Source organism: Pseudomonas sp. SG-MS2, from assembly GCF_009933855.1.
Lineage (GTDB): Bacteria > Pseudomonadota > Gammaproteobacteria > Pseudomonadales > Pseudomonadaceae > Aquipseudomonas > Aquipseudomonas putida_E.
Genome location: NZ_MOMO01000098.1, coordinates 1 through 26,285 on the forward strand (window position 1 = coordinate 1; position 26,285 = coordinate 26,285).

At 63.0% G+C, this 26,285-nt stretch carries 23 protein-coding genes and 1 pseudogene; 11 read left to right on the forward strand and 13 right to left on the reverse strand.

Going from position 1 to position 26,285, the window contains the following annotated elements:
* Nucleotides 1-150: pseudogene (locus BLX42_RS26840) on the reverse strand (ATP-dependent zinc protease); the annotation flags it as partial.
* A gap of 52 nt (nt 151-202) precedes the next feature.
* On the opposite strand from BLX42_RS26840, the gene BLX42_RS08035 reads away from it, so the two are divergent.
* The gene (locus BLX42_RS08035) at nt 203-604 is read left to right on the forward strand and encodes an RNA-binding S4 domain-containing protein (RefSeq protein WP_012316719.1); all 402 of its coding nucleotides are present in this window, start codon (nt 203-205) and stop codon (nt 602-604) included.
* A 27-nt stretch (nt 605-631) separates the two neighbouring features.
* On the opposite strand, the gene BLX42_RS08040 is transcribed toward BLX42_RS08035, so the two are convergent.
* Nucleotides 632-1,426 (reverse strand): phosphatase PAP2 family protein, encoded by a 795-nt coding sequence (locus BLX42_RS08040; RefSeq protein ID WP_161871528.1) that lies wholly within the window; start codon nt 1,424-1,426, stop codon nt 632-634.
* A 119-nt stretch (nt 1,427-1,545) separates the two neighbouring features.
* On the opposite strand from BLX42_RS08040, the gene hslO reads away from it, so the two are divergent.
* The 3 genes from hslO (at nt 1,546) to BLX42_RS08055 (ending at nt 4,848) form a co-directional block, all read left to right on the forward strand.
* Nucleotides 1,546-2,445: an Hsp33 family molecular chaperone HslO gene (gene hslO, locus BLX42_RS08045; protein WP_046788227.1), complete on the forward strand. Its 900-nt coding sequence runs from the start codon at nt 1,546-1,548 to the stop codon at nt 2,443-2,445.
* Nucleotides 2,446-2,624: 179 nt separating this feature from the next.
* On the forward strand, nt 2,625-4,166 hold the full coding sequence (locus tag BLX42_RS08050; RefSeq protein WP_012316716.1) for a phosphoenolpyruvate carboxykinase: 1,542 nt from the start codon (nt 2,625-2,627) through the stop codon (nt 4,164-4,166).
* A 241-nt stretch (nt 4,167-4,407) separates the two neighbouring features.
* Complete coding sequence (locus tag BLX42_RS08055; RefSeq protein ID WP_012316713.1) at nt 4,408-4,848, forward strand: thioesterase family protein; 441 nt, start codon at nt 4,408-4,410, stop codon at nt 4,846-4,848.
* Nucleotides 4,849-4,902: 54 nt separating this feature from the next.
* Here the strand turns inward: BLX42_RS08055 and BLX42_RS08060 are convergent, their stop codons facing one another.
* The 3 genes from BLX42_RS08060 to fdhD form a co-directional block, all read right to left on the reverse strand.
* Nucleotides 4,903-5,382: a glycine zipper domain-containing protein gene (locus BLX42_RS08060; RefSeq protein WP_012316712.1), complete on the reverse strand. Its 480-nt coding sequence runs from the start codon at nt 5,380-5,382 to the stop codon at nt 4,903-4,905.
* A gap of 214 nt (nt 5,383-5,596) precedes the next feature.
* Nucleotides 5,597-7,942: an FdhF/YdeP family oxidoreductase gene (locus tag BLX42_RS08065; protein WP_161871529.1), complete on the reverse strand. Its 2,346-nt coding sequence runs from the start codon at nt 7,940-7,942 to the stop codon at nt 5,597-5,599.
* Nucleotides 7,943-7,947: 5 nt separating this feature from the next.
* Nucleotides 7,948-8,778, reverse strand: a complete 831-nt coding sequence (gene fdhD, locus BLX42_RS08070) for a formate dehydrogenase accessory sulfurtransferase FdhD (RefSeq protein ID WP_046788235.1) — start codon at nt 8,776-8,778, stop codon at nt 7,948-7,950.
* A 192-nt stretch (nt 8,779-8,970) separates the two neighbouring features.
* Between fdhD and lysM the strand changes: the two genes are divergently transcribed.
* On the forward strand, nt 8,971-9,411 hold the full coding sequence (lysM, locus tag BLX42_RS08075) for a peptidoglycan-binding protein LysM (RefSeq protein WP_046788236.1): 441 nt from the start codon (nt 8,971-8,973) through the stop codon (nt 9,409-9,411).
* Between the two features lie 108 nt (nt 9,412-9,519).
* Here the strand turns inward: lysM and yrfG are convergent, their stop codons facing one another.
* Nucleotides 9,520-10,182: a GMP/IMP nucleotidase gene (gene yrfG / locus BLX42_RS08080; RefSeq protein WP_046788237.1), complete on the reverse strand. Its 663-nt coding sequence runs from the start codon at nt 10,180-10,182 to the stop codon at nt 9,520-9,522.
* Nucleotides 10,183-10,246: 64 nt separating this feature from the next.
* Here yrfG and nudE point away from each other — a divergent pair, with 64 nt between their 5' ends.
* Nucleotides 10,247-10,813, forward strand: a complete 567-nt coding sequence (gene nudE, locus BLX42_RS08085) for an ADP compounds hydrolase NudE (RefSeq protein ID WP_046788238.1) — start codon at nt 10,247-10,249, stop codon at nt 10,811-10,813.
* Complete coding sequence (cysQ, locus tag BLX42_RS08090) at nt 10,810-11,637, forward strand: 3'(2'),5'-bisphosphate nucleotidase CysQ (RefSeq protein ID WP_119687932.1); 828 nt, start codon at nt 10,810-10,812, stop codon at nt 11,635-11,637. Before nudE ends, cysQ begins: the two co-directional genes overlap by 4 nt.
* Here the strand turns inward: cysQ and BLX42_RS08095 are convergent.
* Genes BLX42_RS08095 through rfbC form a run of 5 tightly spaced genes read right to left on the reverse strand, consistent with a single transcriptional unit; the run spans nt 11,626 to nt 16,736 of the window.
* On the reverse strand, nt 11,626-12,081 hold the full coding sequence (locus BLX42_RS08095; RefSeq protein ID WP_119687931.1) for a YiiD C-terminal domain-containing protein: 456 nt from the start codon (nt 12,079-12,081) through the stop codon (nt 11,626-11,628). The two genes, cysQ and BLX42_RS08095, sit on opposite strands and share 12 nt — an antisense overlap.
* On the reverse strand, nt 12,078-13,487 hold the full coding sequence (locus tag BLX42_RS08100; protein ID WP_125924685.1) for a sigma-54 dependent transcriptional regulator: 1,410 nt from the start codon (nt 13,485-13,487) through the stop codon (nt 12,078-12,080). The genes BLX42_RS08095 and BLX42_RS08100 overlap by 4 nt, the downstream gene beginning before the upstream one ends.
* A complete protein-coding gene (locus tag BLX42_RS08105; RefSeq protein ID WP_115273118.1) occupies nt 13,484-15,298 on the reverse strand; it encodes an ATP-binding protein in 1,815 nt (604 codons plus the stop codon). The genes BLX42_RS08100 and BLX42_RS08105 overlap by 4 nt, the downstream gene beginning before the upstream one ends.
* Before the next feature lie 38 nt (nt 15,299-15,336).
* Entirely contained in the window at nt 15,337-16,197 is an 861-nt protein-coding gene (rfbD, locus tag BLX42_RS08110; RefSeq protein ID WP_161871530.1) for a dTDP-4-dehydrorhamnose reductase, read from the reverse strand.
* Complete coding sequence (rfbC, locus tag BLX42_RS08115) at nt 16,194-16,736, reverse strand: dTDP-4-dehydrorhamnose 3,5-epimerase (protein WP_115273116.1); 543 nt, start codon at nt 16,734-16,736, stop codon at nt 16,194-16,196. Before rfbC ends, rfbD begins: the two co-directional genes overlap by 4 nt.
* Before the next feature lie 191 nt (nt 16,737-16,927).
* Between rfbC and BLX42_RS08120 the strand changes: the two genes are divergently transcribed.
* The 3 genes from BLX42_RS08120 (at nt 16,928) to BLX42_RS08130 (ending at nt 21,467) form a co-directional block, all read left to right on the forward strand.
* Entirely contained in the window at nt 16,928-19,828 is a 2,901-nt protein-coding gene (locus BLX42_RS08120) for an aminotransferase (protein WP_161871531.1), read from the forward strand.
* Between the two features lie 153 nt (nt 19,829-19,981).
* A complete protein-coding gene (gene aguA, locus BLX42_RS08125; RefSeq protein WP_115273114.1) occupies nt 19,982-21,088 on the forward strand; it encodes an agmatine deiminase in 1,107 nt (368 codons plus the stop codon).
* A gap of 181 nt (nt 21,089-21,269) precedes the next feature.
* The gene (locus BLX42_RS08130) at nt 21,270-21,467 is read left to right on the forward strand and encodes a hypothetical protein (protein WP_012316698.1); all 198 of its coding nucleotides are present in this window, start codon (nt 21,270-21,272) and stop codon (nt 21,465-21,467) included.
* Between the two features lie 72 nt (nt 21,468-21,539).
* On the opposite strand, the gene BLX42_RS08135 is transcribed toward BLX42_RS08130, so the two are convergent.
* Nucleotides 21,540-23,642, reverse strand: a complete 2,103-nt coding sequence (locus tag BLX42_RS08135) for a TonB-dependent siderophore receptor (RefSeq protein ID WP_161871532.1) — start codon at nt 23,640-23,642, stop codon at nt 21,540-21,542.
* Nucleotides 23,643-24,113: 471 nt separating this feature from the next.
* Between BLX42_RS08135 and BLX42_RS08140 the strand changes: the two genes are divergently transcribed.
* A complete protein-coding gene (locus BLX42_RS08140) occupies nt 24,114-25,403 on the forward strand; it encodes an OprD family porin (RefSeq protein ID WP_125924681.1) in 1,290 nt (429 codons plus the stop codon).
* Between the two features lie 149 nt (nt 25,404-25,552).
* On the opposite strand, the gene BLX42_RS08145 is transcribed toward BLX42_RS08140, so the two are convergent.
* The coding region (locus BLX42_RS08145; RefSeq protein ID WP_161871533.1) for an FMN-binding glutamate synthase family protein at nt 25,553-26,285 on the reverse strand (733 nt) is incomplete at its 5' end.

Consider the following 26,285-nt stretch of genomic DNA (forward strand, 5'->3'; position numbering starts at 1 on the left):
ATCGATCTTGGCGCGCAGGCCCGCCACACCGAGGTCGGGCAAGGCGACCCACTCGCGCAGGCCGATTACAGTCAGATGGTCAAATGTCTTCACGAAGCACACCCTGCGAATGAGGTGGTGAACTGTAAGCACGGCGGGGACTTTTTGCATCCGTCAGTTACGGTAGTACAGTTCGATGAAAGACAGAATTCGAGGCAACGGGATGGCACACAAAGCGGAAGAAGACGACAAGGTACGCCTGGACAAATGGTTGTGGGCGGCGCGGTTCTACAAGACCCGGGCGCTGGCCAAGGCCGCCATCGAAAGTGGCAAGGTGCATTGCCGGGGCGAGCGCTGCAAGCCTGGCAAGGAGCCGCGAGTGGGTGACGAGTTCGTGCTGCGTACCGGTTTCGACGAGCGTACCGTGGTAGTCAAGGCGCTGTCGGTGGTACGCCGCGGCGCGCCTGAAGCGCAGGCCCTGTATGCAGAAACCGAGGAGAGTGTGCGCCGCCGCGAGCAGGCAGCCGAGCTGCGCAAGGCCGGGGCGATGGGCGTGACCACCGACGGCCGGCCGAACAAGAAGCAGCGGCGGCAGATTCACCAGCTGCACGGCAATTTTGACTGAATGGGGCTGGGCAGCCGCCCCAGCCGTCTAGCGGACCACCGCCAGGCGCCCGACCAGCGGTAGCCTGGCAGCGAGGGCAAACAAAGGCGCCGTCCACCGCACCAGCAACGCGCTACCTTTGGCCGCCAGCGGCGTATGGCAGCTCCAGCCCAACGCCAGCACCGCCATCAGCAAGCCACCGATGTAGTCATCCTGCCCCCAGTGCGCGCCTGCAACCAGGCGCGGCAGCATGAACAGCAACGCCAGGCCCCAGATCACGAGGTGCTGGACCAGGCGCCGGCTGAACAGGCTCATGAACAAGGCCCAGATCAGCAATACCGAGGCGTGGTCGCCCGGGAAGCTGTTGCTGGAACGGTCCTTCAGCTCCCATGCCTTTTCAAGGTTCGGGTAGTAGTCGCTCAGGTGCACAGCGTTGGTGAATAGCATTGATGGGCTGTCATGCTGCCAGCCCATTGCATCTACCCACTTGGAAAACAGCGCGCGAATCACCACTAAGAGGATCAGCGTAACCAAAAAGCCGAAGAAGGCTTCACGCACCTGGCTGGCTTTGAATACCCAGTCACCGCGAATCAGCACGGCCAGAAGGACCAGGCCAACGACGATGTCGAAGGGGCGCAGGCTGCCGACGGTCCAGATATAGCGCCAGGTGGTGTTGTCGGCCAACGGTGCATTGAGGCTGTGGAACAGCCATTCGTCGAAAGTCAGGCACAGGATCTGGCCAAACGGCCACAACCAGAAACACAGTAGAGCGATGGGCAGCAAAGTGCAGGCTGCCAAGGGGCCCCAAGACCACCTTGCTTTTAACAGTGGTCGATTGTCCATAAAATACCTCTATTGCAATCAGGAATCGGAGCGCCTTGTGAGCGCTCTGTCACGGGATCTCGCAAGTGTTCGACATTCCGTGTAACCATTTTGTCATCATTTCTAGATAGCCAAAACCTATGAGCGATTTGCCGGATACCGATTTCACCCAACGTTTCATCTTCGACGACCGCGATATTCGCGGCGAGTGGGTGGCACTCGATGACAGCTACGCCGCGGTGTTGGCTCGTCATGCATACCCACAGCCCGTTGCCACTCTGCTCGGTGAACTGATGGCCGCTACCTCGCTGTTGGTGGGCGCGCTGAAGTTCGACGGCCTGCTGATCCTGCAGGCGCGTTCTGCTGGCCCCATCCCCCTGCTGATGGTGGAGTGCTCGGGCGAGCGCGACATCCGCGGCATGGCGCGTTACGAAGCGGACCAGATAGCAGCCGACGCGACGCTGGCGCAGCTGATGCCCGACGGCCATCTGACCCTGACCATCGACCCGGTCAAAGGCCAGCGCTACCAGGGTACCGTCGAGCTCGACGGCAAAAACCTGTCCGAATGCTTCACCAACTACTTCGTGCAGTCGCAGCAGCTCAACACGCGCTTCTGGCTCAACGCCGAAGGCGGCAAGGCTCGCGGCCTGTTGCTGCAGCAGTTGCCGGTGGATCGCCAGCGTGATGAAGAAGAGCGCGAGGACAGCTGGCAGCACGTGATTGCCCTGGCCAACACCCTCAAGCCGCAGGAGTGGGCCGAAGCCAACGAAACCTTGCTGCACCGCCTCTATCATGAAGACGCCGTACGCCTGTTCGATATCCAGCCGCTGCGCTTCAAATGCAGCTGCTCGCGCGAACGTTCCGGCAATGCGCTGGTCAGTCTTGGCGAGCATGATGCCAAGCAGCTGGTCGAGGAGTGCGGGGGCAAGGTCGAGATCGATTGCCAGTTCTGCAACGAGCGTTATTTCTTCGATGCCAGCGATGTGGCACAACTGTTTGCCGGTGGTGGCACTGACACGGCGTCAGAAACTCGCCACTGAAACGTTTAATTTCAGGGAAATCTCCTGTCGAATTGCGCAAAAGGGCAGTTACGACAGGAGGGGCCTACTTTTTTTGGGCGTTTCTGGCATAATCCGGCCACTTTTTTCGCTGTAGTAGTTTTTTACAGACAACTACAAAACGTTTGGAGCACTCGGCCTCGGGCCGGATGGGGTATCTCATGACGCAAGCCAACAACACCGTGTACACCGACCTGAGCGTCGATGAGCTGGTAAAAGAAGCGCTGCAACGCGGTGAAGGCGTGCTAGCCGATACCGGCGCATTGGTCGTCGAGACCGGGCACCGTACTGGCCGTTCGCCGGCTGACCGTTTCATCGTCGAAGAACCTTCCACCCAGGACGCTATCGCCTGGGGCCCGATCAATCGCAAGTTCCCGGCCGACAAGTTCGATGCCCTGTGGGACCGCGTCGAGGCGTTCAACAACGCCCAGGATCACTTCGTTTCCTACGTTCACGTAGGGGCTGCCGCCGAGCACTACCTGCCGGTGAAGATGACCACCCAGACCGCCTGGCAGAACCTGTTCGGCCGTTGCCTGTTCATCAACCCTGAGCAGTTCAACCCGGCTGGCCGCGACCAGTGGCAGGTCCTCAACGTTGCCAACTTCGAGTGCGTGCCTGAGCGTGACGGCACCAACTCCGACGGTTGCGTCATCATCAACTTCGCCGCCAAGAAAGTGCTGATCGCGGGCATGCGTTATGCCGGCGAAATGAAGAAAGCCATGTTCTCGGTGCAGAACTTCCTGCTGCCGGCTGCCGACGTGCTGCCAATGCACTGTGCTGCCAACATCGGTGAAGAAGGCGACGTCACCCTGTTCTTCGGCCTGTCCGGCACCGGCAAGACCACCCTGTCGGCGGACGAAAGCCGTTACCTGATCGGTGACGACGAGCACGGTTGGGGCGAAGGCGTTGTCTTCAACATGGAAGGCGGCTGCTACGCCAAGTGCATCGACCTGTCCGAGAAGAACGAGCCGGTCATCTGGAAAGCCATCAAGCATGGCGCCGTGCTGGAAAACGTCGTCCTGGACGGCAACAAGCACGCCGACTATGCCGATGTCAGCCTGACCCAGAACAGCCGCGCCGCCTACCCGCTGGAGCACGTCGCCAAGCGCGCCGAAGCCAACCTGGGTGGCGAGCCTAACGCAGTCATCTTCCTGACCTGCGACCTGACCGGTGTTCTGCCTCCGGTTTCGATCCTGAACAACGAGCAGGCGGCCTACCACTTCCTGTCCGGCTACACCGCGCTGGTCGGTTCCACCGAAATGGGTTCGGGCGGCGGCATCAAGTCGACCTTCTCCACCTGCTTCGGCGCACCGTTCTTCCCGCGCCCGGCTGGCGAATACGCCGAGCTGCTGATCAAGCGTATCAACGCCTTCGGCTCCAAGGTCTACCTGGTCAACACTGGCTGGACCGGTGGTGGCTATGGCGTCGGCAAGCGTTTCAGCATCCCGACCACCCGTGGCGTGATTGCTGCCATCCAGAGCGGCGCTCTGGTCGGTACCGAGACCGAGCACCTGGACATCATCAACCTGGACGTGCCGAAGGCCGTTCCGGGCGTCGAGACCGAGCTGCTCAACCCGCGCAACACCTGGGCTGACAAAGCTGCCTACGACGAAGCTGCAAAAGGCCTGGCCAAGCTGTTCACTGAAAACTTCAAGAAGTTCGAAGTGTCCGACGCCATCAAGGCTGCTGGCCCACAGCTGTAAGCTGTCGCCGGTTGCAGTCAGTTAGCGTTATTAGGGCTGCTACGCAGCCCATCGCCGGCAAGCCAGCTCCCACATGGACCGCGCAGTTCTTGATGTCTGCGCTGTACTTGTAGGAGCTGGCTAGCCGGCGATGGGCCGCAAAGCGGCCCTAAATCGTTTTTCTCTTCGCGGTGAAATACCCAACGCGTCCAGAATTTCTGTTTCACTGATAGCATTCACTGCGACCTTGTGAGACAGACAGATGACCGAATCCCCTCAGCGCAGCGCGTTCTCCCACTTCCACCCCATCCTCACCCGCCCCCAGGACAACGACCATAACGGCCACATTGCCGGTGCCACGGTGCATGGTTTCTTCGAAACCGCCATCCAGGCCTTTCTGGTCGAGCAAGCTGAATTCGACCTGCGTGAAGGTGAGCTGGCGGCGTTCGTGGTCAGTTCGGCGGCAGACTTTTTCGCGCTGCCGGGCTTTCCGGACGTGCTAGAGGTGGGTTTGGGCGTCACTCGCCTTGCAGGCAGCACAGTGGAGTACCGGCTGGCGCTGTATCGCCCGGGAGAGGCCGATGCTTGTGCGGCAGGGACCGTGGTGCAGGTGTTCATCGAGCGCGCCAGCGGCCGGCCGGTACCGCTGCCGGAGGCGCTGCAAGTCATTTTGTCTGGCCTGCAGCTCGGTCCGCAGGCATGAAAAAGCCCCGCGGGTGAGGGCGGGGCTCTTGCTGCCTGAGGATGGTCTCAGGTATCAGTCGCGCCAGTGGCGCTTGTGCTTGCGGTGGCCGTAGTGGCGGCCACGGTCGTAATGACGGCGGTCGTCGTAGCCGCGACGGTAGCGGCGATCGTCGTGACGGTCGTCATCATCGGCCTTGTTGCCCAGGTAGTTACCGAGCGCGCCACCGGCGCCGCCGCCTGCGGCTGCACCAATGTAGCTGCCGGTAGTACCACCCACCGAGCGACCGACCACGTTACCGCCTGCAGCGCCCAGTGCGCCGCCGATAGCGGCCTCACCACGCTGGCGCTTGTCGGCACCCAGGGCACCGCCGGCCGCACCGCCCAGGCCGGCACCAATGGCGCCGCCAGTGCTACCACCGATGGAGTTGCCCACTACGGAGCCGAGTACCCCACCCAATGCGCCGCCAATGCCGGCCTCGGTATTGCCACCGGCCATGGCAACGCCGCTGAGCAAGCTGAAAGACAACAACAGAATCGAGGAGTACTTCTTCATCAAGAGAGCCTCATAAGGATGACGAGGGCGAATTTGCAGTTCCTTGAGGCGGCTGGCAACGAAAATCCGACGAGTAGCACGAGTTGTACACAATTCTCTAAGTTACTGTTTTATCGATGAAACTTTATCGATTTTCGTGTGTCTGAGGTAATTGTGACAAAGCCCTGAACCCCTGTGGAACAGGGCTTTTTTCGTTTTTACCCGTACGGTTCGCTTACACGATTCGCCCGTCGTCGCGCGCCCGCTCCAACTTGATGGCGACGAACTTGGAGGTCGGTGTATGGCTGCCCTCACCGATGCTTTCCAACGGGATCAGCGGATTCACTTCCGGGTAGTACGCCGCCGCCTGCCCAGCCGGGATATCGAAAGCCAGCAGGGTGAAGCCCTGAACACGGCGCACATGCGAATCGCCCCACAACGAGACGATGTCGACCTTCTGCCCCGGCTGGAAGCCCAGGCGGATGATGTCGGCCTCGTTGACGAACAGCACGTCACGCTGGCCGCGCACGCCACGGTAGCGGTCGTCCAGGCCATAGATGGTGGTGTTGTACTGATCGTGCGAGCGCATGGACTGCATGATCAGGTCCGGTACCTGGCCGCTGGCGCGTACCCGCTCGTCGAGCAGGGTGTCCGGCAGCAGGTTGGCCTTGAAGTTGGCGCGGCCGTTGGTGGTCTTCCACTGGCGGCTGGCTGCACTGTTGCCCAGGTAGAAGCCCCCTGGGTGGCTCAGGCGCTGGTTGAAGTCGGCAAAGCCTGCAATGGTGTCGCCGATCAAGTCCCGGATACGGTTGTAGTCGGCCACAAGCCAGTGCCAGTCGACCGGGTTTTTGCCAAGTGTGGCAGCGGCGATGCCGGCAACCACTGCCGGCTCCGAGCGCATCTGGGTCGATAGCGGCTTGAGCTGGCCGTTGGAGGCATGGACCATGCTGAAAGAGTCTTCAACGGTGACCGCCTGCGGCCCGTCGGCCTGCAGGTCGATATCGGTGCGGCCCAGGCACGGCAGGATCAGCGCCTGTTTGCCGTGGACCAGGTGGCTGCGGTTGAGCTTGGTGCTGATGTGCACGGTCAGCGCGCAGTTGCGCAGGGCCTGGGCGGTACGCTCGGTATCCGGGGTGGCCTGGGCGAAGTTGCCACCCAGCCCGATGAACACCTTGGCGCGGCCGTCGAGCATGGCGTGGATCGCTTCGACGGTGTTGTGGCCATTGTGCCGCGGTACCGGGAAATTGAAGCGTTTTTCGATGGCATCGAGCAGCGCCACCGGCGGGCGTTCGTTGATACCCATGGTGCGGTCGCCCTGCACGTTGCTGTGGCCGCGTACCGGGCACAGCCCTGCGCCAGGCACACCGATGTTGCCGCGCAGCATCTGCAGGTTGACGATTTCCTGGATGGTGGGCACCGAGTGGCGGTGTTGGGTAATGCCCATCGCCCAGCACATGATCACCCGTTTGCCGCGGCAGTACATGCGTGCAGCCAGCTCGATGTCTGCGAGCTCAAGGCCCGACTGCTCCTGAATGTGCGCCCACGAAGTGGCGTCCACTGCCGCCAGGTACTGATCGACACCGTGACCATGCTCGGCGATGAATACGTGATCGAATACCGCCGGCTCGCCTTTGGCCTGCGCCTCACGCTCCCACTGCAGCAGGAACTTGGCCATGCCACGCAGCAGCGCCATGTCGCCGCCCAGGGCCGGGCGGAAGAACGCCGTGTTGGTCGGCCGGTCGCTGTTGGTCAGCATTTCCAGCGGGTTCTGCGGGTGCTGGAAGCGCTCCAGGCCACGCTCCTTGAGGGGGTTGATGCACACCACCTGGGCGCCACGCTTCACGGCATCGCGCAGCGGGTCGAGCATGCGCGGGTGGTTGGTGCCGGGGTTCTGGCCCCAGACGAAGATCGCATCGGCGTGTTCGAAATCATCGAAGGTGACAGTGCCCTTGCCCACACCGATGCTTTGCCCCAAGGCTACGCCGCTGGCCTCGTGGCACATGTTCGAGCAGTCGGGGAAGTTGTTGGTGCCGTATGCACGCACGAACAGCTGGTACAGGAACGCCGCTTCGTTGCTGGCCCGCCCGGAGGTATAGAACTCGGCCTGATCGGGGCTTGCCAGGTTGTTCAGCTCACGGGCGATCAGGGCAAAGGCTGCATCCCAGGCGATCGGCTGATAGCGGTCGCTGGCCGGGTCGTAGACCATCGGTTCGGTCAGGCGGCCTTGGTATTCCAGCCAGTAGTCGCTCTGCTCAAGCAGCGCGCTGACGCTGTAGCGGGCGAAGAAGGCCGCATCGACTCGGCGCTTGGTGGCTTCCCAGTTGACCGCCTTGGCGCCGTTCTCGCAAAACTTGACCATGCCGCTTTCGGGCGAGTCGCCCCAGGCGCAACCGGGGCAGTCGAAGCCGCCATTCTGGTTGGTCTTGAGCAGGGCGCGAAGGTTCTTCAGCGCATTGTCGCTGCCGACCCAGGCCTTGGCCACGCTGCGCAAGGCGCCCCAGCCACCGGCGGGGCCGTGGTAGGGCTTGTAGCGTGGTGGGGAGGCTGGGGCGTTGTCTGGAAGAGGCTGGTACGAGGTCACGGCTATTACGACTCCGCCGCTGGGCTATAGACCCGCGGTGCACTGTGTTTGGGCAGATGAATGAGGTTGAGGTTGTGCTTGCGCGCCCATTGCAGGGCAAGGCCGGTAGGGGCCGAGAGGCTGACCAGCGTCTGGATGCCGGCCCGCAGGACTTTCTGGATCAGTTCCAGGCTGCAGCGGCTGGTGACGATCGCCAGGCCACCTTCGGTGGCGACGCCCTGGCGCAGCAGGGCGCCGATCAGCTTGTCCAGGGCGTTGTGGCGGCCAATGTCTTCGCGGCCGAGCAGCAGTTCGCCCTGGGCGTTCATGAACAATGCCGCATGCACGGCGCCACAGTGCTGGCCCAGCGGCTGGAAGGCATCGATGCGCTCACGCAGGCCCACCAGCCACTGCGCCGGTGGCAATGGCGCGCCAGGCAGCTCGGCCAGCTCCGGCAGCGCCTGCTCCAGGGCTTCGACGCCACACAGGCCGCAACCGCTGGTGCCGGCCAGTTGGCGGCGCTGGTTTTTCAGGTTCCAGAATGCGCGGCTGGAAATCTCCAGGTCGGCGTACAACGCCGAGCCGCTGCCGGAAAGCTTCAGGTCGTAGATGTCTGCGGTGCCATCGACAATGCCGCTGCCAACGCTGAAGCCGACCGCAAAGTCTTCAAGGTCGGTGGGGCTGACCAGCATCACGGCCTGGTTGAGGCCGTTGTAGACGATGGCCAGGGCGACTTCTTCGGCCAGCGGCGTGCTGGCGCGCGCAGCGTCGTCGAGCTGGACGTAATCGTAGGTGTTGCTGGCGGCAGGCAAGGCCAGAGGCGTCGAGGCCGCGCAGACCGGAGGCTTGCTGTTCATCGGGGCTGGTTGTTCATCGGCGCTGACTACCGGCGGCTTTTTGATAGCACCAGCCTAGGCCTGCGGGCCGGTCACGTCTAATCGCTAGGGTCTATGCCTTGATAGACCGCGTCGATTGGTCGCAGTGGGGCGGGGGAGGAAATCCTGGCCTAGACTCGTGTTTCCGAGGTTATCGTCAACATGGAGAACGCAATGAGCCTTTTCAGTTTCGTGAAGGAAGCCGGCGAGAAGTTGATCGACCTGCTGACCCCAGGCAATGCCAATGCCGAGGAGCAGTTGAAGAAACACGTGGAGAGCGTCGGCCTGGGCAACCCGAACATCACCGCTACGGTAGAGGGTGACAAGATCACCCTCAAGGGCGAGGTGGCCAGCCAGGAGGAGAAGGAGAAAATCATCCTCGCGGCCGGCAACATAAGTGGTGTGGCCAGCGTTGATGATCAGATCACTGTAACTGGGCCGGTCGTTCAGGCTGCGCGGTTCGTAACCGTGAAAAAGGGTGACACGCTGTCAGCCATTGCCGTGGTCGTGTATGGCAACGCCGGCCAGTACAACAAGATCTTCGAAGCCAACAAGCCGATGCTCAAGCACCCGGACAAGATCTATCCGGGGCAGGTGCTGCGGATTCCGGACTGACAGATCTCTATCGTCTGCTCCGGCCAATCGCCGGCAAGCCGGCCACAGGACAAGCACAGCTCTGAATAGGTGTGGAGTACCTGTGGCCGGCTTGCCGGCGATCTGGCCTTAAAGACCTACCAGCAACTCCCGGTAATCCTCGACTGCCGCAAACTCCTGGGTATCGCGCGGCGCCGCCTGGCTATCGGGCTGGCGCACGGCCAGCAAATGCCCCACGCCAAACCGCTGGGCACTGCGCAGAATGGCCAAGGTGTCGTCGATGAACAGGCTGCGCCCAGGCTCGAACCCGATATCGGCCTGCAACGCATCCCAGAACTGCGGGCTTTCTTTCGGGTAGCCGTAATCATGCGAACTGATCAGCCGCTCGAAATACGGCGCCAGTTCCACCCGCTCCAGCTTCAACGACAGCGAATCGCGGTGCGCATTGGTGATCATGACCACGCGCTTGCCGGCCTGGCGGATCGCTGCCAGGAAGGTATCGGCGTCTGGGCGCAGGGCGATCAGGTCGGCGATCTCGCGCTTGAGTTCGCGGATCGGCAAGTTCAGCTCGCGGCTCCAGAAGTCCAGGCAGTACCAGTTGAGCGTGCCGGCATTGCGTTCGAACAGCGGCTGCAGCTCCATTTCGGCCATCGCCCGGCTTACGCCGTGCACCTGGGCGTAGCGCTGGGGCAGGTGCTCCAGCCAGAAGCGGTTGTCGTAGTGCAAATCGAGCAGCGTGCCGTCCATGTCCAGCAGGACAGTATCGATGGCAGACCAGGGAAGAACAGGCATGGGAAACTCTCGTTCAGTCGGCAAGCCACGGTATAGTAACCCGTTCACGCCAAGGAGCCGCCCCATGCGCCAGAAACCCACCGTTCTCAGCCGCGAGATCGTCGCCAGCAGCCGCTTGTTCCGCGTGGAGGCCGTGCAGTTGCGTTTCAGCAACGGCAACGAGCGCACCTACGAGCGCCTGGTCGGGCGCGGCAATGGATACGGCGCCGTCATGATCGTGGCCATGCTCGATGCCGAACACGCGGTGTTGGTGGAGGAGTATTGCGGCGGCACAGATGAATACGAACTGTCCCTGCCCAAAGGCCTGATCGAACCGGGCGAGGATGTGTTGGCAGCGGCTGACCGGGAGCTCAAGGAAGAAGCCGGCTTTGGCGCGCGCCAGCTGGAACACTTGACCGAGCTGTCGCTGTCCCCCGGCTACATGAGCCAGAAGATCCAGGTGGTGCTGGCCACCGACCTTTACGAAGAGCGGCTGGAGGGCGACGAGCCGGAGCCGATGCGGGTCGACAAGGTCAACCTTCGCGAACTCTCGGCGCTGGCCATGCACCCCCAGTTCAGCGAGGGGCGGGCGCTGGCGGCGTTGTACCTGGCGCGTGACCTGCTGATTCAACGGGGGCTGCTCGACGTATGAACGACCAGCAACTGATGCATGAAGTGGTGAAACTGGCCGCCCTTGCAGGGCAGGCGATCCTGCCGTTCTGGCGCGCCGACGTGGCGGTGACCAACAAGGCGGATGATTCGCCGGTGACCGCCGCCGACCTGGCCGCACACCGGGTTATCGCCGACGGCCTGCAGGCGCTGGCGCCGCAGATCCCTGTGCTGTCTGAGGAAGACTGCAATATTCCGTTGGCCGAGCGCCAGGGCTGGCAGCGCTGGTGGCTGGTCGACCCTTTGGACGGTACCAAGGAGTTCATCGCGGGCAGCGAAGAGTTCACCGTCAATATCGCGCTGATCGAAAACGGCGAAGTGGTGTTTGGCGTGGTTTCGATGCCCACCAGCGGCCGCTGTTATTTCGGTGGCCAAGGCCTGGGTGCCTGGCGGGCAGAGGCGGGCGGCGAGCCCCAGCCGGTCCAGGTCCGTAACGCGCCACCTGCCGATGGTCGTTTCACCGTGGTGGCCAGCCGTCGCCATTCCAGCCCACAGCAGGAAGCGTTGTTGTCTGGCCTTGGCGCTGCTGTCGGTGAGCTGGAGCTGGCCAATATCGGCAGCTCGCTCAAGTTCTGCCTGCTGGCCGAAGGCAGCGCCGACTGCTACCCGCGCCTGGCGCCGACCTCGCAGTGGGACACCGCTGCGGCGCAAGGTGTGCTGGAAGGGGCAGGCGGCGAAGTGATCGGCGTGGATGGCCAGCCGTTCCGCTACCCGCCACGCGAATCCCTGCTCAATCCCTTCTTCCTGGCCCTTCCCGCGGCTGCCAGCTGGCGTCAGGCGCTGATCCAGCTCGCCTCAGCGATGTAACACATACTGCCCGCTGAACCTCACGGCGGGCTCGTCGCTGCCAGCATTGCAAACCGTGGTGTCCAGCGTCAGCCGCGCACGGCCACGGCGCTGATACATCGCAACGAAGCGCTCCCAGGTTTTTTCGTCCGGTGCGGCGCAGCGCGCCACTGCCGTGCCGGTGACCGGCAGCGGGTAGCTGATCTGCCCTTCCTGAATGACGATATGCCCGTCGTCGATGCCCAGCTCGCGCAGGCGCAGGTGCAACCAGCCCCAGCCCACCAGCACGGCGGCGCAGTACAGGCTGCCGCCGAACATGGTGCTTTTGTGGTTGACGTTGGCGGCCAGCGGCAGCTGCAGGCGCAGGCTCTGCCCTTGCCAATCGATGACCTGCAGGCCCATTTCACGGGTCAGGGGAATGTCGCTGTGCAGGACATCCTGCAAGTACTGGCTGTCGCTGTTCATGGGCGGTTGTCCTCGTGGTCGTCAGGCCCGCTGTGGCCACCGTCAAAACTGAGGCCGTGCTTGCGCAGCTTGTCATGCAAGGTTTTGCGCGGGATACCGAGTGCCTCGGCCAGGCTGCGCATGGAGCTGTGCGGCTGGCCCAGTTCGGCGGCAATCAACGAACGCTCGAACTGCTCGACCTGTTCGCTGAGGTTGCCCAGCTGAAGCGGGGCTGTGGGTGCTGCGGCAGCGGGCGCCTGGTTATCGAGCGCCAGCTCCAGGCCAAGGGCGAAACGCTCGGCGGCGTTTTGCAGTTCGCGCACATTGCCTGGCCAGGCATGGCGCAACAGCATGGCCCGGTGCGCCGGCTGCAGGGTTTGCGGTGGCAAGCCGTGGCGTTGGCTGGCGGTATCGGCGAAATGCTGGAACAGCACCAGGATGTCATCCCCTCGCTCGCGCAGCGGCGGGATGCGCAGCGGTGCCACGTTCAGGCGGTAGTAAAGGTCGGCACGGAAACGGCCCTGGTCGGCAGATTGGCGCAGGTCTTCCTTGGTTGCGGCAATGATGCGGATGTCCAGCGGGATCAGCTGGTTGCCGCCCAGGCGCTCGACTACCCGTTCCTGCAGCAGGCGCAACAACTTCACCTGCACGTCCAGGCTCATGCTTTCGATTTCGTCGAGGAACAGCGTGCCGCCATTGGCGAACTCGAACTTGCCGATGCGGCGCTTCTGCGCGCCGGTGAACGCGCCGGGCTCATGGCCGAACAGCTCGCTTTCGACCACCGACTCGGCCAGGGCGCCGGCATTGATGGCCACGAATGGCCCATCGCGGCGGCTGGACAGGTCGTGCAGGGCGCGGGCCACCACCTCCTTGCCAGCGCCGGTTTCGCCGAGGATGAGCACGTCGGCGCGGGTGCCGGCCAAGGCGCCGATCTGTTCGCGTAGGCGCTGCATGGCGGGCGAATGGCCGACCAGGCGGGTGGCCAGTTGCTGGCGGTCGCTCAAGGCCAGGCGCAGGCTGCGGTTGTCGAGCACCAGCCGGCGCAGGGCCAGGGCGCGGCGCACGCTGTCGAGCAGGGCTTCACTGGCAAAAGGTTTTTCAAGGAAGTCGTAGGCGCCGGCACGCATGGCCTGCACCGCCAGGGGCACATCGCCGTGGCCGGTGATCAGCAGCACTGGCAGTTCGTTGTCACGCCCGTGCAATTGTTCGAGCAGTTGCAGGCCATCGATGCCGGGCATGCGGATATCGCTGACCACCACGCCGGGCCAGTCGGGCTCCAGGCGCTCGGCCAGGCCTTGGGCGTCGGCCAGGGCAACCACCTTCAGCCCCGCCAGGTCGAGGGTTTGGCTCAAGGCCTGGCGCAGGTGTGGGTCGTCGTCGACCAGCAGCACCTGGGCCTGGCTGTCGATCTGTATCTCGGGGGTCATGCCGAGGGGTCCTCCGATGGTTGCAGGTTGGCGCCGGGCGCTGCCACACGCATTTGCAGGGTGAGCAGGGCGCCGCCTTCCGGGTGGTTGGCCAGCAGCAGTTCACCGCCCAGGGCACGCATCAGGCTTTCGCAGATGGCCAGGCCCAAGCCCAGGCCCTGGGTGCGGGTCTTGGTGGTGAAGAACGGCTCCTTGGCGTGCTCGAGGGCCTGCCGGCTGAAGCCCGGGCCATTGTCGCGGATGAACAGGTAGACGTAGTCATCGCGCTTTTCGGCACTCAGCCACAGGCGGCGCGGGTTGGCTTTTTCAGTCAGGGCATCGAGGGCGTTGGCCAGCAGGTTGCCGAGCACCTGGCGCAGGCGTGTCTCCCCGGCCTGTACCCACAGGGTGGCATCGGGCAGGTCACGGATCAGCTCAACGGCCATCGCTCGGCGGCGTTTGGCCAGCAGCGCCAGGGCGTCGTCCAGCGCCGGCTGCAGGGCCACGCTTTCCGGCGCATGGCGGTCCCGCCGGGCGAAGGCCCGCAGGTGAGCGATGATCGAGGCCATGCGCCCGGTCAGTTCGCCGATCAGCTTGAGGTTGCCGCGGGCATCTTCAGTGCGCTGGTGATCGAGCAGGATCTCGGCGTTTTCCGCGTAACTGCGGATGGCTGCCAAGGGCTGGTTGAGTTCGTGGCTGATGCTCGCCGACATGGTGCCGAGCACCGACAGCTTGCCCGCCTGCACCAGCTCGTCCTGGGCGCGCACCAGCTCCTGCTGGGCATTCTCGCGCTCCAGTACCGCGCTTTTCAGGCGGTTGTTGAGGCCTTCGAGGTCGGCGGTGCGCTGGGCCACACGATTTTCCAGCTCCTGGCGGCCCCGGGCTTCGAAGTCGATACGGTCGATATAGTGCCGGCGGCGTTGCATCACCAGGCCGGCCAGCAGCATCAGCACCAGCAGTGCGCCGCCACCGATGGCCATGACGGTTTGTACCGAACGGTCGACCAGCATGCGAGGTGCGAGGATGCTGACCTGCCAGCCGGTCTCCTTGATGTCACGCGTCTGGGCCAGCCAAGCGTTCTGGTTGAGTACCAGCGGCTGTGGCGCCTGGGTCGGGTAGGGCTGGATGGCGATGATCGCCTGGCGCTCGGCCTCGGTCAGCTCGCGCGTGGCGCGAAAGCGCCAGTCGGGCCGCGAGGTGAGGATCACCACACCGTTGTGGTCGGTCAGCAGCAATTGCTCGGGCGTATTGCCCCAGAGGGTCTCGGTGTGGTCCAGGTCGACCTTGACCACCAATACCCCGACGATGCGTTCACGGTCATGCACGGCAGCGGCAAAAAAGTAGCCGCGCTTGGCCGACGTGGTGCCTTGGCCGAAGAAGCGCCCAAGTTGCCCGGCCATGGCCTCGTTGAAGTACGGGCGGAAGGCGAAATTGCGGCCCACGAAGCTGTCGCGCTTGTCCCAGTTGGAAGCGGCCAGGGTATTGCCGCTGACGTCCATCAGGTACATCACCTCGGCACCGGTCTGGTGGGCGATGTCTTTGAGCAGGCGGTTGGCGTTGGTCACCGCTTCGAGCTTGAACGGGTCGGCCAGTACGCCGCGCAGCGCCGGCAATTCGCCAAGAATCTGCGGCAGGGTTTCGTAGCGGTGCAGGGTGCCGAGCAGGTTGGCGACATACAGGTCCAGGGTCTGGCGATTCTGCGACGCCAGTTCGTCCTGATAATAGCGTTCGGCAAGGTGATGCAGCGGCCACAGCAAAGGGGCCAGGCACAGGGCCAACAGGGCCAGGCTGCGCCAGCGGGGACGGCGTGGGTGCGTGGGTTTTGCAATCATCGCGTAAATGCGCCAGAAGGGTCTGGCGCAATTATGCGCTACTTGAGGCAGTCGATCAGCGCCTGCTGCCAGTGCGGTAGCGTTACGCCCCACTCGCGGGCCAGGCGTGAGCAGTCCAGGCGCGAGTTGGCCGGCCGGCGCGCGGGCGTGGGGTATTCGCTGGAGGGGATCGGCAGCAGCTCGGCGCAGGGCAGGCCACGGGCCTTGAGCTGCTCGCCGATGGCCTGGGCAAAGCCGAACCACGAGGTCTGGCCTTGGGCGGCCAGGTGATAGGTGCCCCAGGCACCGGCCCGGCCAGCCTGCCAGCGCTCGATCAGCACGCGGGTGCTGAGGGCGATGGTCGTGGCCCAGGTTGGCGCGCCGATCTGGTCGTCGACCACTCGCAGTTGCGGTTTTTCCTGCAGCAGGCGTTGCATGGTCAGCAGGAAGTTGCGCCCGTGCAGCGAGTACACCCAGCTGGTACGCAGAATCAGGTGTGCGCCGCCCACGGCAGCGATGGCCTGCTCACCGGCAAGCTTGCTGCGCCCGTAGACACCTAGCGGGTTGGGTACGTCCTGCTCGTTGTATGGCGTGGCCTTTTCCCCGTCGAACACGTAGTCGGTGGAGTAGTGAATCAGCGGTGCGCCAAGGCGCAGCGCTTCTTCGGCAAGCACGCCAGGGGCTTGGGCATTGATCGCAAAGGCGGTGTCCGGCTCGGTTTCGGCCTGGTCCACTGCGGTGTAGGCGGCAGCATTGATGATCAGCCCGGGGGCAAGCTGGCGCAGCGGTTCACGCAAGGCCTCGGGCTGTGCCAGGTCCAGTTGGTCGCGGCCCAGCAGGTGTATCTCGCCCAGGCCGGCCAGCTGTGTTTTCAGCGCTTGGGCGACCTGGCCATTGTGGCCACACACGAGCACCCTCATGGGAACAGGTCCGCGTCAGCCAGCAGCGCGCCGGCCTGGTCCTTGGCCGACAGTTGCGGCGCTTCCACGCCCCAGTCGATGGCCAGCTGTGGATCATCCCAGCGGATGCAGCGCTCGGCGGCGGGGTTGTAGTAGTCGGTGGTCTTGTACAGGAAGTCAGCCGATTCGCTCAACACCAGGAAACCATGGGCGAACCCTGGCGGGATCCAGAACTGGCGGTGGTCTTCGGCGCACAGGCGGGTGGCTACCCAGCGGCCGAATGTCGGTGAGCTGCGGCGAATGTCCACGGCCACATCCAGCACTTCGCCCTGCACAACCCGCACCAGTTTCCCCTGGGGGTTATCGATCTGGTAGTGCAGCCCGCGGAGCACGCCGCGCTGTGAGCGGGAGTGGTTGTCCTGGACGAAATGGGCGTCAAAGCCTGTCAGCCGCGCAAACTCGCGGGCATTGAAGCTTTCGAAGAAAAAGCCGCGGCTGTCACCGAAGAGCTTGGGCTCGATGATCAGTACGTCGGGTATGTCTGTTGCGATTATGTTCATGGCAATTTTCTGACCAGTGTACTCAGGGGTGGACCGTACCGGCCTCGTTCAATGTAGCCGCCTTGGCGCTTTGCAGCCCGGATTGCCATCATGACCGAGCGTGGACGCACGATCATCATTTCATCATTGCCACTTGTGTATCGGCCTTGGCAGTGGCGAGATAAGCGAAAAGTAAAAGAGGTTCCATCTTCATGCCCCTCAGCACCCTGATCCAGCGTTCCAGCCTGCCAAGCCCTTCGCTCAGCGAAGCCCAGGCGCATGCCTTGCTTCAGGCGCATTACGACCTGGCCGGCAGCCTGACTACGCTGGGCAGCCAGCAAGACCTGAACTTGCGTCTGGATACGGGGCAGGAGCGGTTTGTGCTCAAGGTTTGCCACGGCAATTATGCCCAGATGGAACTGGAGGCGCAGCATGCGGCGCTGGCTTACCTGCGCGGGCAAGGGTTGCCGGTACCTGCCGTACGCCCGGCACGCGACGGCCAGTCGTTGTTGGCACTGGACATCGATGGCCAACCGCTGCGCGCCCGCCTGCTCGATTATATAGAAGGGCAGCCGCTGACCCGCCTCAAGCACATGCAGCCTCGCCTGATGGCCGAACTGGGCGCGCTGTGCGCCCGGGTCGACAAAGCCTTGGCCGATTTCGACCACCCAGGCCTGGTGCGCACCCTGCAATGGGACCCGCAGCACGCCCAGGTGCTGATCGAGCATTTGTTGCCAGTGCTGCAGGATGCCGGGCAGCGCACCCGCCTGGAGCAGGCCACCCGCCTGGCCTCCGCGCACCTGGCACCGTTGGTCGACGATCTGCCGAGCCAGGCCGTGCATCTGGACATCACCGATGACAATGCCGTCTGGGCCCGCGATGAGCAGCGCCAGTGGCAACTGCAGGGCATCATCGATTTCGGTGACCTGGTGCGTACCTGGCGCATTGCCGACTTGTCGGTGACCTGCGCGGCCTTGCTGCACCATGCCGAAGGCGACCCGCTGCGCATCCTGCCGGCCGTGCGCGCTTACCAGGCCCTCAACCCGCTGAGCGAAACCGAGTTGCGCGCCCTGTGGCCGCTTGTGCTCAACCGCGCTGCGGTGCTGGTGCTCAGCAGTGAGCAACAACTGGCCGTGGACCCGGGCAACCAGTACATCCGTGACAACATCGCCCATGAGTGGGAGATCTTCGATACCGCTACCGCCGTGCCTTTTGCCCTGATGGAAGCGGCCATTCTGCAGGCCGCCGACATCGAAGCGAGCCGACCGGACCTCGCCGATTGCGCCCTGTTGCTGCCGGACCTCGCCCGTGAGGCGGTAACGCGCGTCGACCTGGGTGTGCTCAGCCCCCTCTGCGAGGCCGGAAACTGGGAGCAGCCCGGCTTCGATCAGCGTCAGCTGACGGCGCAGCCCGCGCCTGCTTGCAGCCTGCATGGCCAGTATCGCCTGTCGCGAACCCATATCGACCGCCCTGACGAGCCGGCCACCTGCGCCCTGGGCGTCGAATTGCATGTGCCCAACGGCAGTGCGGTACAGGCCCCGCAAGCCGGGACCTGGCAGCGCCACGGCGATGGCCGTGGCTGCTTGCGCACGGCACAGTGGGCCTTGTGGCTCAGTGGCCTGGAAGATACCCCCGCAGACGGGCAGGCCGTGGCCAAGGGACAGGCGCTGGGCAGCAGCTGTGGTTTTCTCAGTGTGCAGCTGTGCCTGGACGCCAGCATCCAGCCGCCACTGTTCGCTGCACCTTCCCAGGCTGCCGCCTGGCTGGCGCTGTGCCCCTCGCCTGCAGCTTTGCTGGGTTTCGACTGCGATGCCGAGCCGCTGGCCGACCCCCAGGCATTGCTGGCCCGCCGCGACGCCAGCTTTGCCCGCTCGCAGAAGCACTACTATGCACAGCCACCACACATCGAGCGCGGCTGGCGCAACTACCTGATCGACATGCAAGGCCGCTCCTACCTCGACATGCTCAACAACGTCGCGGTACTCGGCCATGGTCACCCTCGCATGGTGGCCGAGTCGGCACGGCAATGGTCGTTGCTCAATACCAACTCGCGCTTCCATTACGCGGCCATTGCCGAGTTTTCCGAGCGCCTGCTCAAGTTGGCGCCGGCGGGCTTTGACCGAGTGTTTCTGGTCAACAGTGGTACCGAGGCCAACGACCTGGCCATTCGCCTGGCCTGGGCCTACAGCGGCGGGCGCGACCTGCTCAGCGTGCTGGAGGCCTACCATGGCTGGTCGGTGGCGACCGATGCCATTTCCACCTCTATTGCCGACAACCCGCAAGCCCTGGAAACCCGGCCCGACTGGGTGCACCCCGTCGAGGCGCCGAATACCTTCCGTGGCCGCTACCGTGGCGCAGACAGTGCCGGCGACTACCTGCGTGACGTCGATGCCAAGCTTGCCGACCTCGATGCCCGTGGCCGTCAGCTGGCCGGCATGATCTGCGAGCCGGTTTACGGCAACGCCGGTGGTATCTCGCTGCCTGCGGGTTACCTGAAAGAGGCGTATGCCAAGGTCCGTGCCCGCGGCGGTGTGTGCATCGCCGATGAAGTGCAGGTGGGCTATGGCCGCCTGGGTGAGTACTTCTGGGGCTTCGAGGAGCAGGGTGTGGTGCCCGACATCATCACCATGGCCAAGGGTATGGGCAACGGCCAGCCACTGGGGGCGGTGATTACCCGGCGCGAGATTGCCGAGGCGCTGGAGGCGCAGGGCTACTTCTTCTCCTCGGCTGGCGGCAGCCCGGTGAGTTGCCGTATCGGCATGGCGGTGCTGGACGTGATGGACGAGGAGGGGTTGTGGCAGAACACCCGCGAAACCGGGCGGTATTTCAAAGCGCGCCTGCAAGCGTTGGTCGATAAACATCCGCTTGCCGGTGCCACGCATGGTTCGGGTTTCTATCTGGGGCTGGAGCTGGTGCGTGACCGCCAGACGCTGGAGCCGGCCACTGAGGAAACCATGGTGCTGTGCGACCGCCTGCGTGACCTGGGGATCTTCATGCAGCCGACCGGCGACTACCTGAACATCCTCAAGATCAAGCCGCCGATGTGCACCACGCGCGCCAGCGTGGACTACTTTGTGAACAGTGTGGACCGCATCCTGTCCGAAGGGTTGTAAGCATCAGCGATGCCGCTCATGTCGATTGTTATCGGCCTGAGCGGCATTTTTATCAGCCGTTCAGCGTTTTCATTCTTTTAATACCGATATATATCGGTTATAAAATCGGCATCCAAATTGACCATCGGCCTAGGGCCTTTGCAGAGGTTACCCATGAAAACCCTCAACTCCACCCCCCGCGCCGACGGTTTCCACATGCCCGCCGAATGGGCGCCGCAAAGCCAGGTGTGGATGGTCTGGCCCGAGCGTTCGGACAACTGGCGCCTGGGAGGCAAGCCTGCCCAGGCTGCCCACGTCACCCTGGCCAAAGCCATCGCCCGCTTCGAGCCGGTTACCGTTGCTGTTTCTGCCGGCCAGTACGAAAACGCCCGTCGTCAGCTCGACCTGCCCAACATCCGTGTGGTGGAAATCAGCAACGACGACGCCTGGGTGCGTGATACCGGCCCGACCTTCGTCATCAACGATTCGGGCGAGGTGCGCGGTGTGGATTGGGGCTTCAACGCCTGGGGCGGCTTCGACGGCGGCCTGTACGCGCCGTGGAACCGCGACGAGGAGCTGGCAGCCAAGGTGCTGGAGATGGAGCGTTGCCAGCGCTACCAGACCGAAGGCTTCGTGCTTGAGGGCGGCTCGATCCATGTGGACGGTGAGGGCACCCTGATCACTACCGAAGAGTGCCTGCTCAACCGCAACCGCAACCCGCACCTGAACCGTGAGCAGATCGAAGAGATCCTGCGTGAGCACCTGGCGGTGGAGACCATCGTCTGGCTGCCCGATGGCCTGTACAACGACGAAACCGACGGCCACGTCGACAACTTCTGCTGTTACGTCAGCCCAGGCGAAGTGTTACTGGCCTGGACCGATGATTCCAACGACCCCAACTATGCGCGCTGCCATGCTGCCTATGACGTGCTGAAAAACAGCCGTGATGCCAAAGGCCGCGAGTTTGTGGTGCACAAGATGCCCATTCCTGGCCCGCTGTTCGCCACTGAAGAAGAGTGCGCCGGCGTCGATCAGGTGGTCGGTAGCCAGGAGCGAGACCCGTCGGTACGCCTGGCCGGGTCCTACGTGAACTTCCTGATCGTCAACGGCGGCATCATCGCGCCAAGCTTCAATGACCCGGCAGATGCCCAGGCCAGAGCCATTCTGGCCAAGGTCTTCCCGGACCACGAAGTGGTGATGATCCCCGGGCGTGAGCTGCTGCTGGGCGGTGGCAATATCCACTGCCTGACTCAGCAGCAACCGGCGCCGGTCAAGCGCTGAAGCAACGCTGCAGAAAAAGCCCGTCGCCTGACGGGTTTTTTTTTGGCCGCGACGTCCGGCATGTCGAAATGGCATATGTTTTGTATTGTTTTCAGGGAGTTAACTCAGCAGTACGGTCACTCCGTTCTGTAACAATCAAGACGTAGATTAGCCGCTCACGGGGTAAGGAGTACGTGTAGACATGAACACAGCAAGTGAGACGGCTTTGCGCCCATCGGCAGTAAATCACCAAGCGCTGAAAACCTTGGCACATTGGTTGAAACACCATGGAAGCAATCGGGTCAGGACGACCGACCCACGACGTTTGCTGGATGGCCGTTATCCACAAGGCCTGATCAGCGATGCGGAGCTGGAAGCACTGCTGGGCGTGTGGCACTGAACAGGGCAGGAGCCCGCACCGAGAAACGCCACCGTGCTTGCGGTGGCGTTTTCATTTGCAGGCCTTGAGGCCTCAGAAGCTGTAAGTCCCGGTGACCACCAGGCTGCGTGGGTCGCCGATCTGAATCTGCGCCGCACTGGTCGCCGAACTGTAGTAAGTCTTGTCAGTGATGTTGCTCAGCGCCGCACGTACGTCCCAGTCACGGGTGCGCAACCCCACCAGCGCATCCCAGCGCCCATATCCTGGCATTACCGTGGTGTTCTGGTTGTCGGCATAACGCTCACCCACCAGCGTCAGCCCTGTTTCGGCGTACCAGCCCAGCTCCGGTTTCCAGGTTACGAACAGGCTGGCATTGCGTTTGGCCACGTCGTTGATGCGGTTGCCTTCCAGGTTGTTGTTGTCTTTGACGATGGTCGCGTCCTGCAAGCCGATGCCACCGCGAACGTACCAGTTGCCGACGACGTTGCCTGTCGCAGTCAGTTCGATGCCACGCGAGCGTTGCAGCCCGCTCAGCAAGGTGATTTCCGGGTTGTTCGGGTCACGTGTGCGGCGGTTGTACAACTCCAGTTCGTAAACAGCGAGGGTGGTGGTCAGGCGCTCGTCGAGCCAGTCGCTTTTTACCCCAAGCTCCTTCTGCCGCGTCAGCTCCGGGCTGGTGTCGTTGGTATTGCCGGCTGCGCCCGGCGTGATACCGATCAGGCCTCCGCCGACGGGCGAGAAGGTCTTGCTCCACGACGCGTAGAACGAGTGGTCGCGCCACGGCGTATAGACCACGCCCAGGCGCGGGCTGGTGGTGTTGCTGTCCTGTTGTTCTGACAGGTTGCGTATCTTGTTGGTGGTCTTTACCTCGAACTGGTCAAAGCGCACCCCCGCCAGGACCTGCCATTGATCGTTGAGGCGAATCTGGTCCTGCAGGTACAGGCCACGGCTGTCGACCACGGTATGGTTGTTGCTCGACAGCACCATCGGCCCGGTGTGCTGCAGGGCGCGGTTGGGGTTGTTCAGGTCCAGGCCCGGTACCGGACGGCCGCCGGCCGATGCGGCGGCAGCCGTGTACAGGGTTGGGTCGCGCCGCTGGTTGCCGAACTCCAGGCCCAGCAGCAGTTTGTGCTCCACGCCCCAGGTGGCGAAATCGCCTTCGGCTTCAAGGTTGTTGAACAGGTTGCGGGTGTTCAGGTCTTGTTGCCAGCGTTGGCGGGTCACCGCATTGTTGCTGGCGTTGTAGCCGGTGAGGTAGGTGTTGTCGAACTCGCTGTCGAGCTTGAACAGGCCCAGGGTATGGCGCAGTTGCCAGGTGTCGTTGAGCTGGTAGTTGAGCCGTGAACGCAAAGACTGCGCACGATCATCGATGTAGTCGCGCTGGGTATCGCCGTAGGTGGTGCTGCGGCTGACATCCGCCGGGCGCCCATTCACGCCGGGGATGCCGCGGTCGGGGGTACGGTTGTAACGGCTGTACTCGTACTGCACCAGCCAGTCGAGGTCGGGGCTGAGCTGCCAGCTCATCGACGGCGCGAACAGTTGGCGGTTGCCATCGATGCCGTCACGGAAGCTGTTGTTGTCCTGGTTGCCCATGTTCAGGCGCAGGCTGATGTTGTCGCTGGGGTCGGCGCTAAGGTCGGCATACAGGCTGCGCAGGTCTTCGCTACCGCCCTGGGCTTGGATGGAGGAGCGGCGGCCACGTTCCGGCGCCTTGCTCACCCGGTTGACGATGCCACCCTGGCTGCCACGGCCATACAGCACTGCTGCCGGCCCCTTGAGCACTTCGACACGCTCAATGTTGTGCAGGTCGCGCGTGTACTGGCTGTCGTCGCGAATGCCGTCCAGGTAGAAATCGTTGCTTGCCTCGAAGCCACGGATGCGCACGCTGTCAAAGCGCGTATCGGCGCCACTGCTGACGTTGGGTATGCCTTCAAGGGCCTTGCCCAGCGAGTCGCTGCCATAGTCCAAAACATTGGCGGTCTTCACGGTGTCGATGGCTTGGGGAACGTAGCGCACGGGGGTGGAAGTGCGGGTGGCGGTGCTCACTTCCTTGATGCGAGGGTTGTCTTCTTCGCGGTCGCTGTCTGCGGTCACCGTCAACTCGGGCAGGGTGGTGGTTGTGGCGCTGGCCAGGCTGGCGCTGAACAGCAACGAAAGGCCAAGCGTCAGGGGTGAAAGGCGGCAGGGGGCAAGCATGAAGGCATCCGGACCTAAGGCAGTTGATAAGGTGGTGCGAATGGTAATGCTTGCTATTTGCCTTTGCTCACCTATTTGTAAAGGCTCGTCTTTACATGTGTATCGCTTTGTAACTAGTCATTGGCGCGGCCTCGTATTCGCTGAAACACCCTACAAGGTGCTAAGACTTAGCTACTTTCAGAAAAATTATCCGTCGTTCTTGGTAAAGCGAATGGAAATGCCCTGTGTCACGGCATTATTTTGGTTATATCGACCTGCATTTCACGAGTTTTTGACATTTGTAATCGCACGCGGCTAGGATTCGGCCAACGCCTGCTGGCCATGACCTGGCCATGCTGCTGCACAAGGCCCGCCACACGACCTCCGGCGGGCCTTTCAGTTCGGATCCGCATAGCGTCGAACCTACGAAGGGGCGTTGGTTCCTGGCGTCATATTGCAGAGCGTTTTTGATTACGAAATAAGGAAAACAAGATGTTGAAAACCAGGATCAGCCTGGTCGCTTTGGCGATGATCGCCGCGACCCAGGCCCAGGCCAATGAGCAGGCCGAGAGCAAGGGCTTTATCGAAGACAGCCACGCAAACGTTCTTCTGCGTAACGCTTACATGGATCGCGACAAGAAACACGGCACCAAGGACCAGAGCGAGTGGGGCCAGGCTTTCATCGGCAACTTCTCCTCCGGCTTCACCCAGGGCACCGTGGGCGTCGGCGTTGACGCTTTCGGCCTGTATGCCGTGCGCCTGGACGGTGGCAAAGGCCGTAACGGCGCTGCCGGCGTCGACTTCTTCAAGGCCAGTGACACCGCGCCGAAGAACTCGCCGCACAATCTGGCGCGTGCTGGCGCCGCGATCAAGTTCCGCGTATCCAACACTGTACTCAAGTACGGTGACATGATGCCTGCTCTGCCGGTGCTGCAGTACGACGACAGCCGTCTGCTGCCTGAGAGCTACACCGGTACCTTCATCACCTCCAAGGAGATCGAGGGCCTGGAACTGAATGCCGGTCATTTCACCCAAGAGGCGCGCAAGAGTGCCGAGGGTCGTGACAGCGGCCACCTGAAGTCGATTGATGTGTTCGGTGGCAGCTACAAATTCACCGACAACTTCACGGCCTCCGCCTACACGTCCAACATCGAAGACGTGATGAAGAAGCACTACCTGGGCCTGAACTACGTCTTCCCGATCGCGGCAGACCAATCCCTGACCTTGGACTTCAACGGCTACAAGTCGGATATCAACAGCAAGTACGTGCAGAAAGCCGACCTGACTGGCGATGACAACACCATCTGGAGCCTTGCGGCTACCTATGCGTTCGGCCCGCACTCGGTGACCTTGGCGCACCAGCGCAGCACCGGCAGCACTGGCTACAACTATGGCTGGTACCAGGACCGAGGTGGCGTGGGTGATGGCGGTTCGACCATCTACCTGGCCAACTCCTACTGGTCTGACTTCAACGCCGAAGACGAGCGTTCCTGGCAGGTTGCCTATGGTCTGGACTTTGGCGCCTACGGCGTTCCGGGCCTGACCTACAAGATCGCTTACGTGCGTGGTGACAACATCAACACTCACGGCTACGGCGAAGGTAAGGAGCGTGAAATCTTCAACCAGCTTCGCTATGTAGTTCAGGACGGGCCGGCCAAGGACCTGTCGGTCAAGCTGCGTGGTTCCTGGCTGCGCACATCGGAAAGCGTTCGCCAGAACGGCTACTTCGACGACGGCAACGAAGTCCGCGTATTCGTCGAGTACCCGATCAGCATCTTCTGATACTGATCTGGCAGAGGGCTGCCCTGCAGCCCGTTCGCCGGCAAGCCGGCTTCCACTGGGTTTTGAGCTGAGCTTGAGAGCAGCGGGGTACCTGTGGGAGCCGGCTTGCCGGCGATGAGGCCGGTGCAGATGCCCGGCAATTCTGCCCTTCAAGCAGGCTCTGCTTCTTTTGTGCGAGCCGTTTTCGTTACAACCACTTCCCCCGTCTCCGGTGCAAAGCTGTCGCTGCGCGCCATCCGCCACATCCGCGCATAGAACTCGCTTTCGATCGAGCCGCTGAGTAATTCGCCGGGCTTGAGGAACTGATGCAAATCCGAAAACAGGCTGATCTCGCTGGTGCTGATGCGCCGTGCCAGGTGCTTGGGCTTGAGCTCCGACGGGTGCTCCAGGCCGGCGGCCGCCAGCATCTCGGCCAGGGCATGGAGGGTGTTGCGGTGGAAGCTGGCGACCCGCTGGGCCTTGTCCGGCACCACCAGCGCACGCTGGCGCAACGGGTCCTGGGTGGCAACACCGGTCGGGCACTTGTTGGTATGGCAGCTCTGTGACTGGATGCAACCGATGGCGAACATGAAACCGCGCGCCGAGTTGACCCAGTCGGCGCCGATGGCAAGCACGCTGGCGATATCGAAGGCGCTGACGATCTTGCCCGCCGCACCGATACGGATGCTCGAGCGCAGGTTCAGGCCTACCAAGGTGTTGTGCACGAACATCAGCCCTTCGCGCATGGGCACGCCCATGTTGTCGCTGAACTCGCGCGGCGCCGCGCCGGTGCCGCCTTCCTTGCCGTCGACGACGATGAAGTCCGGGGTGATGCCGGTGGCCAGCATGGCCTTGGCGATGCCCATGAATTCCCACGGGTGGCCCAGGCAGAACTTGAAGCCC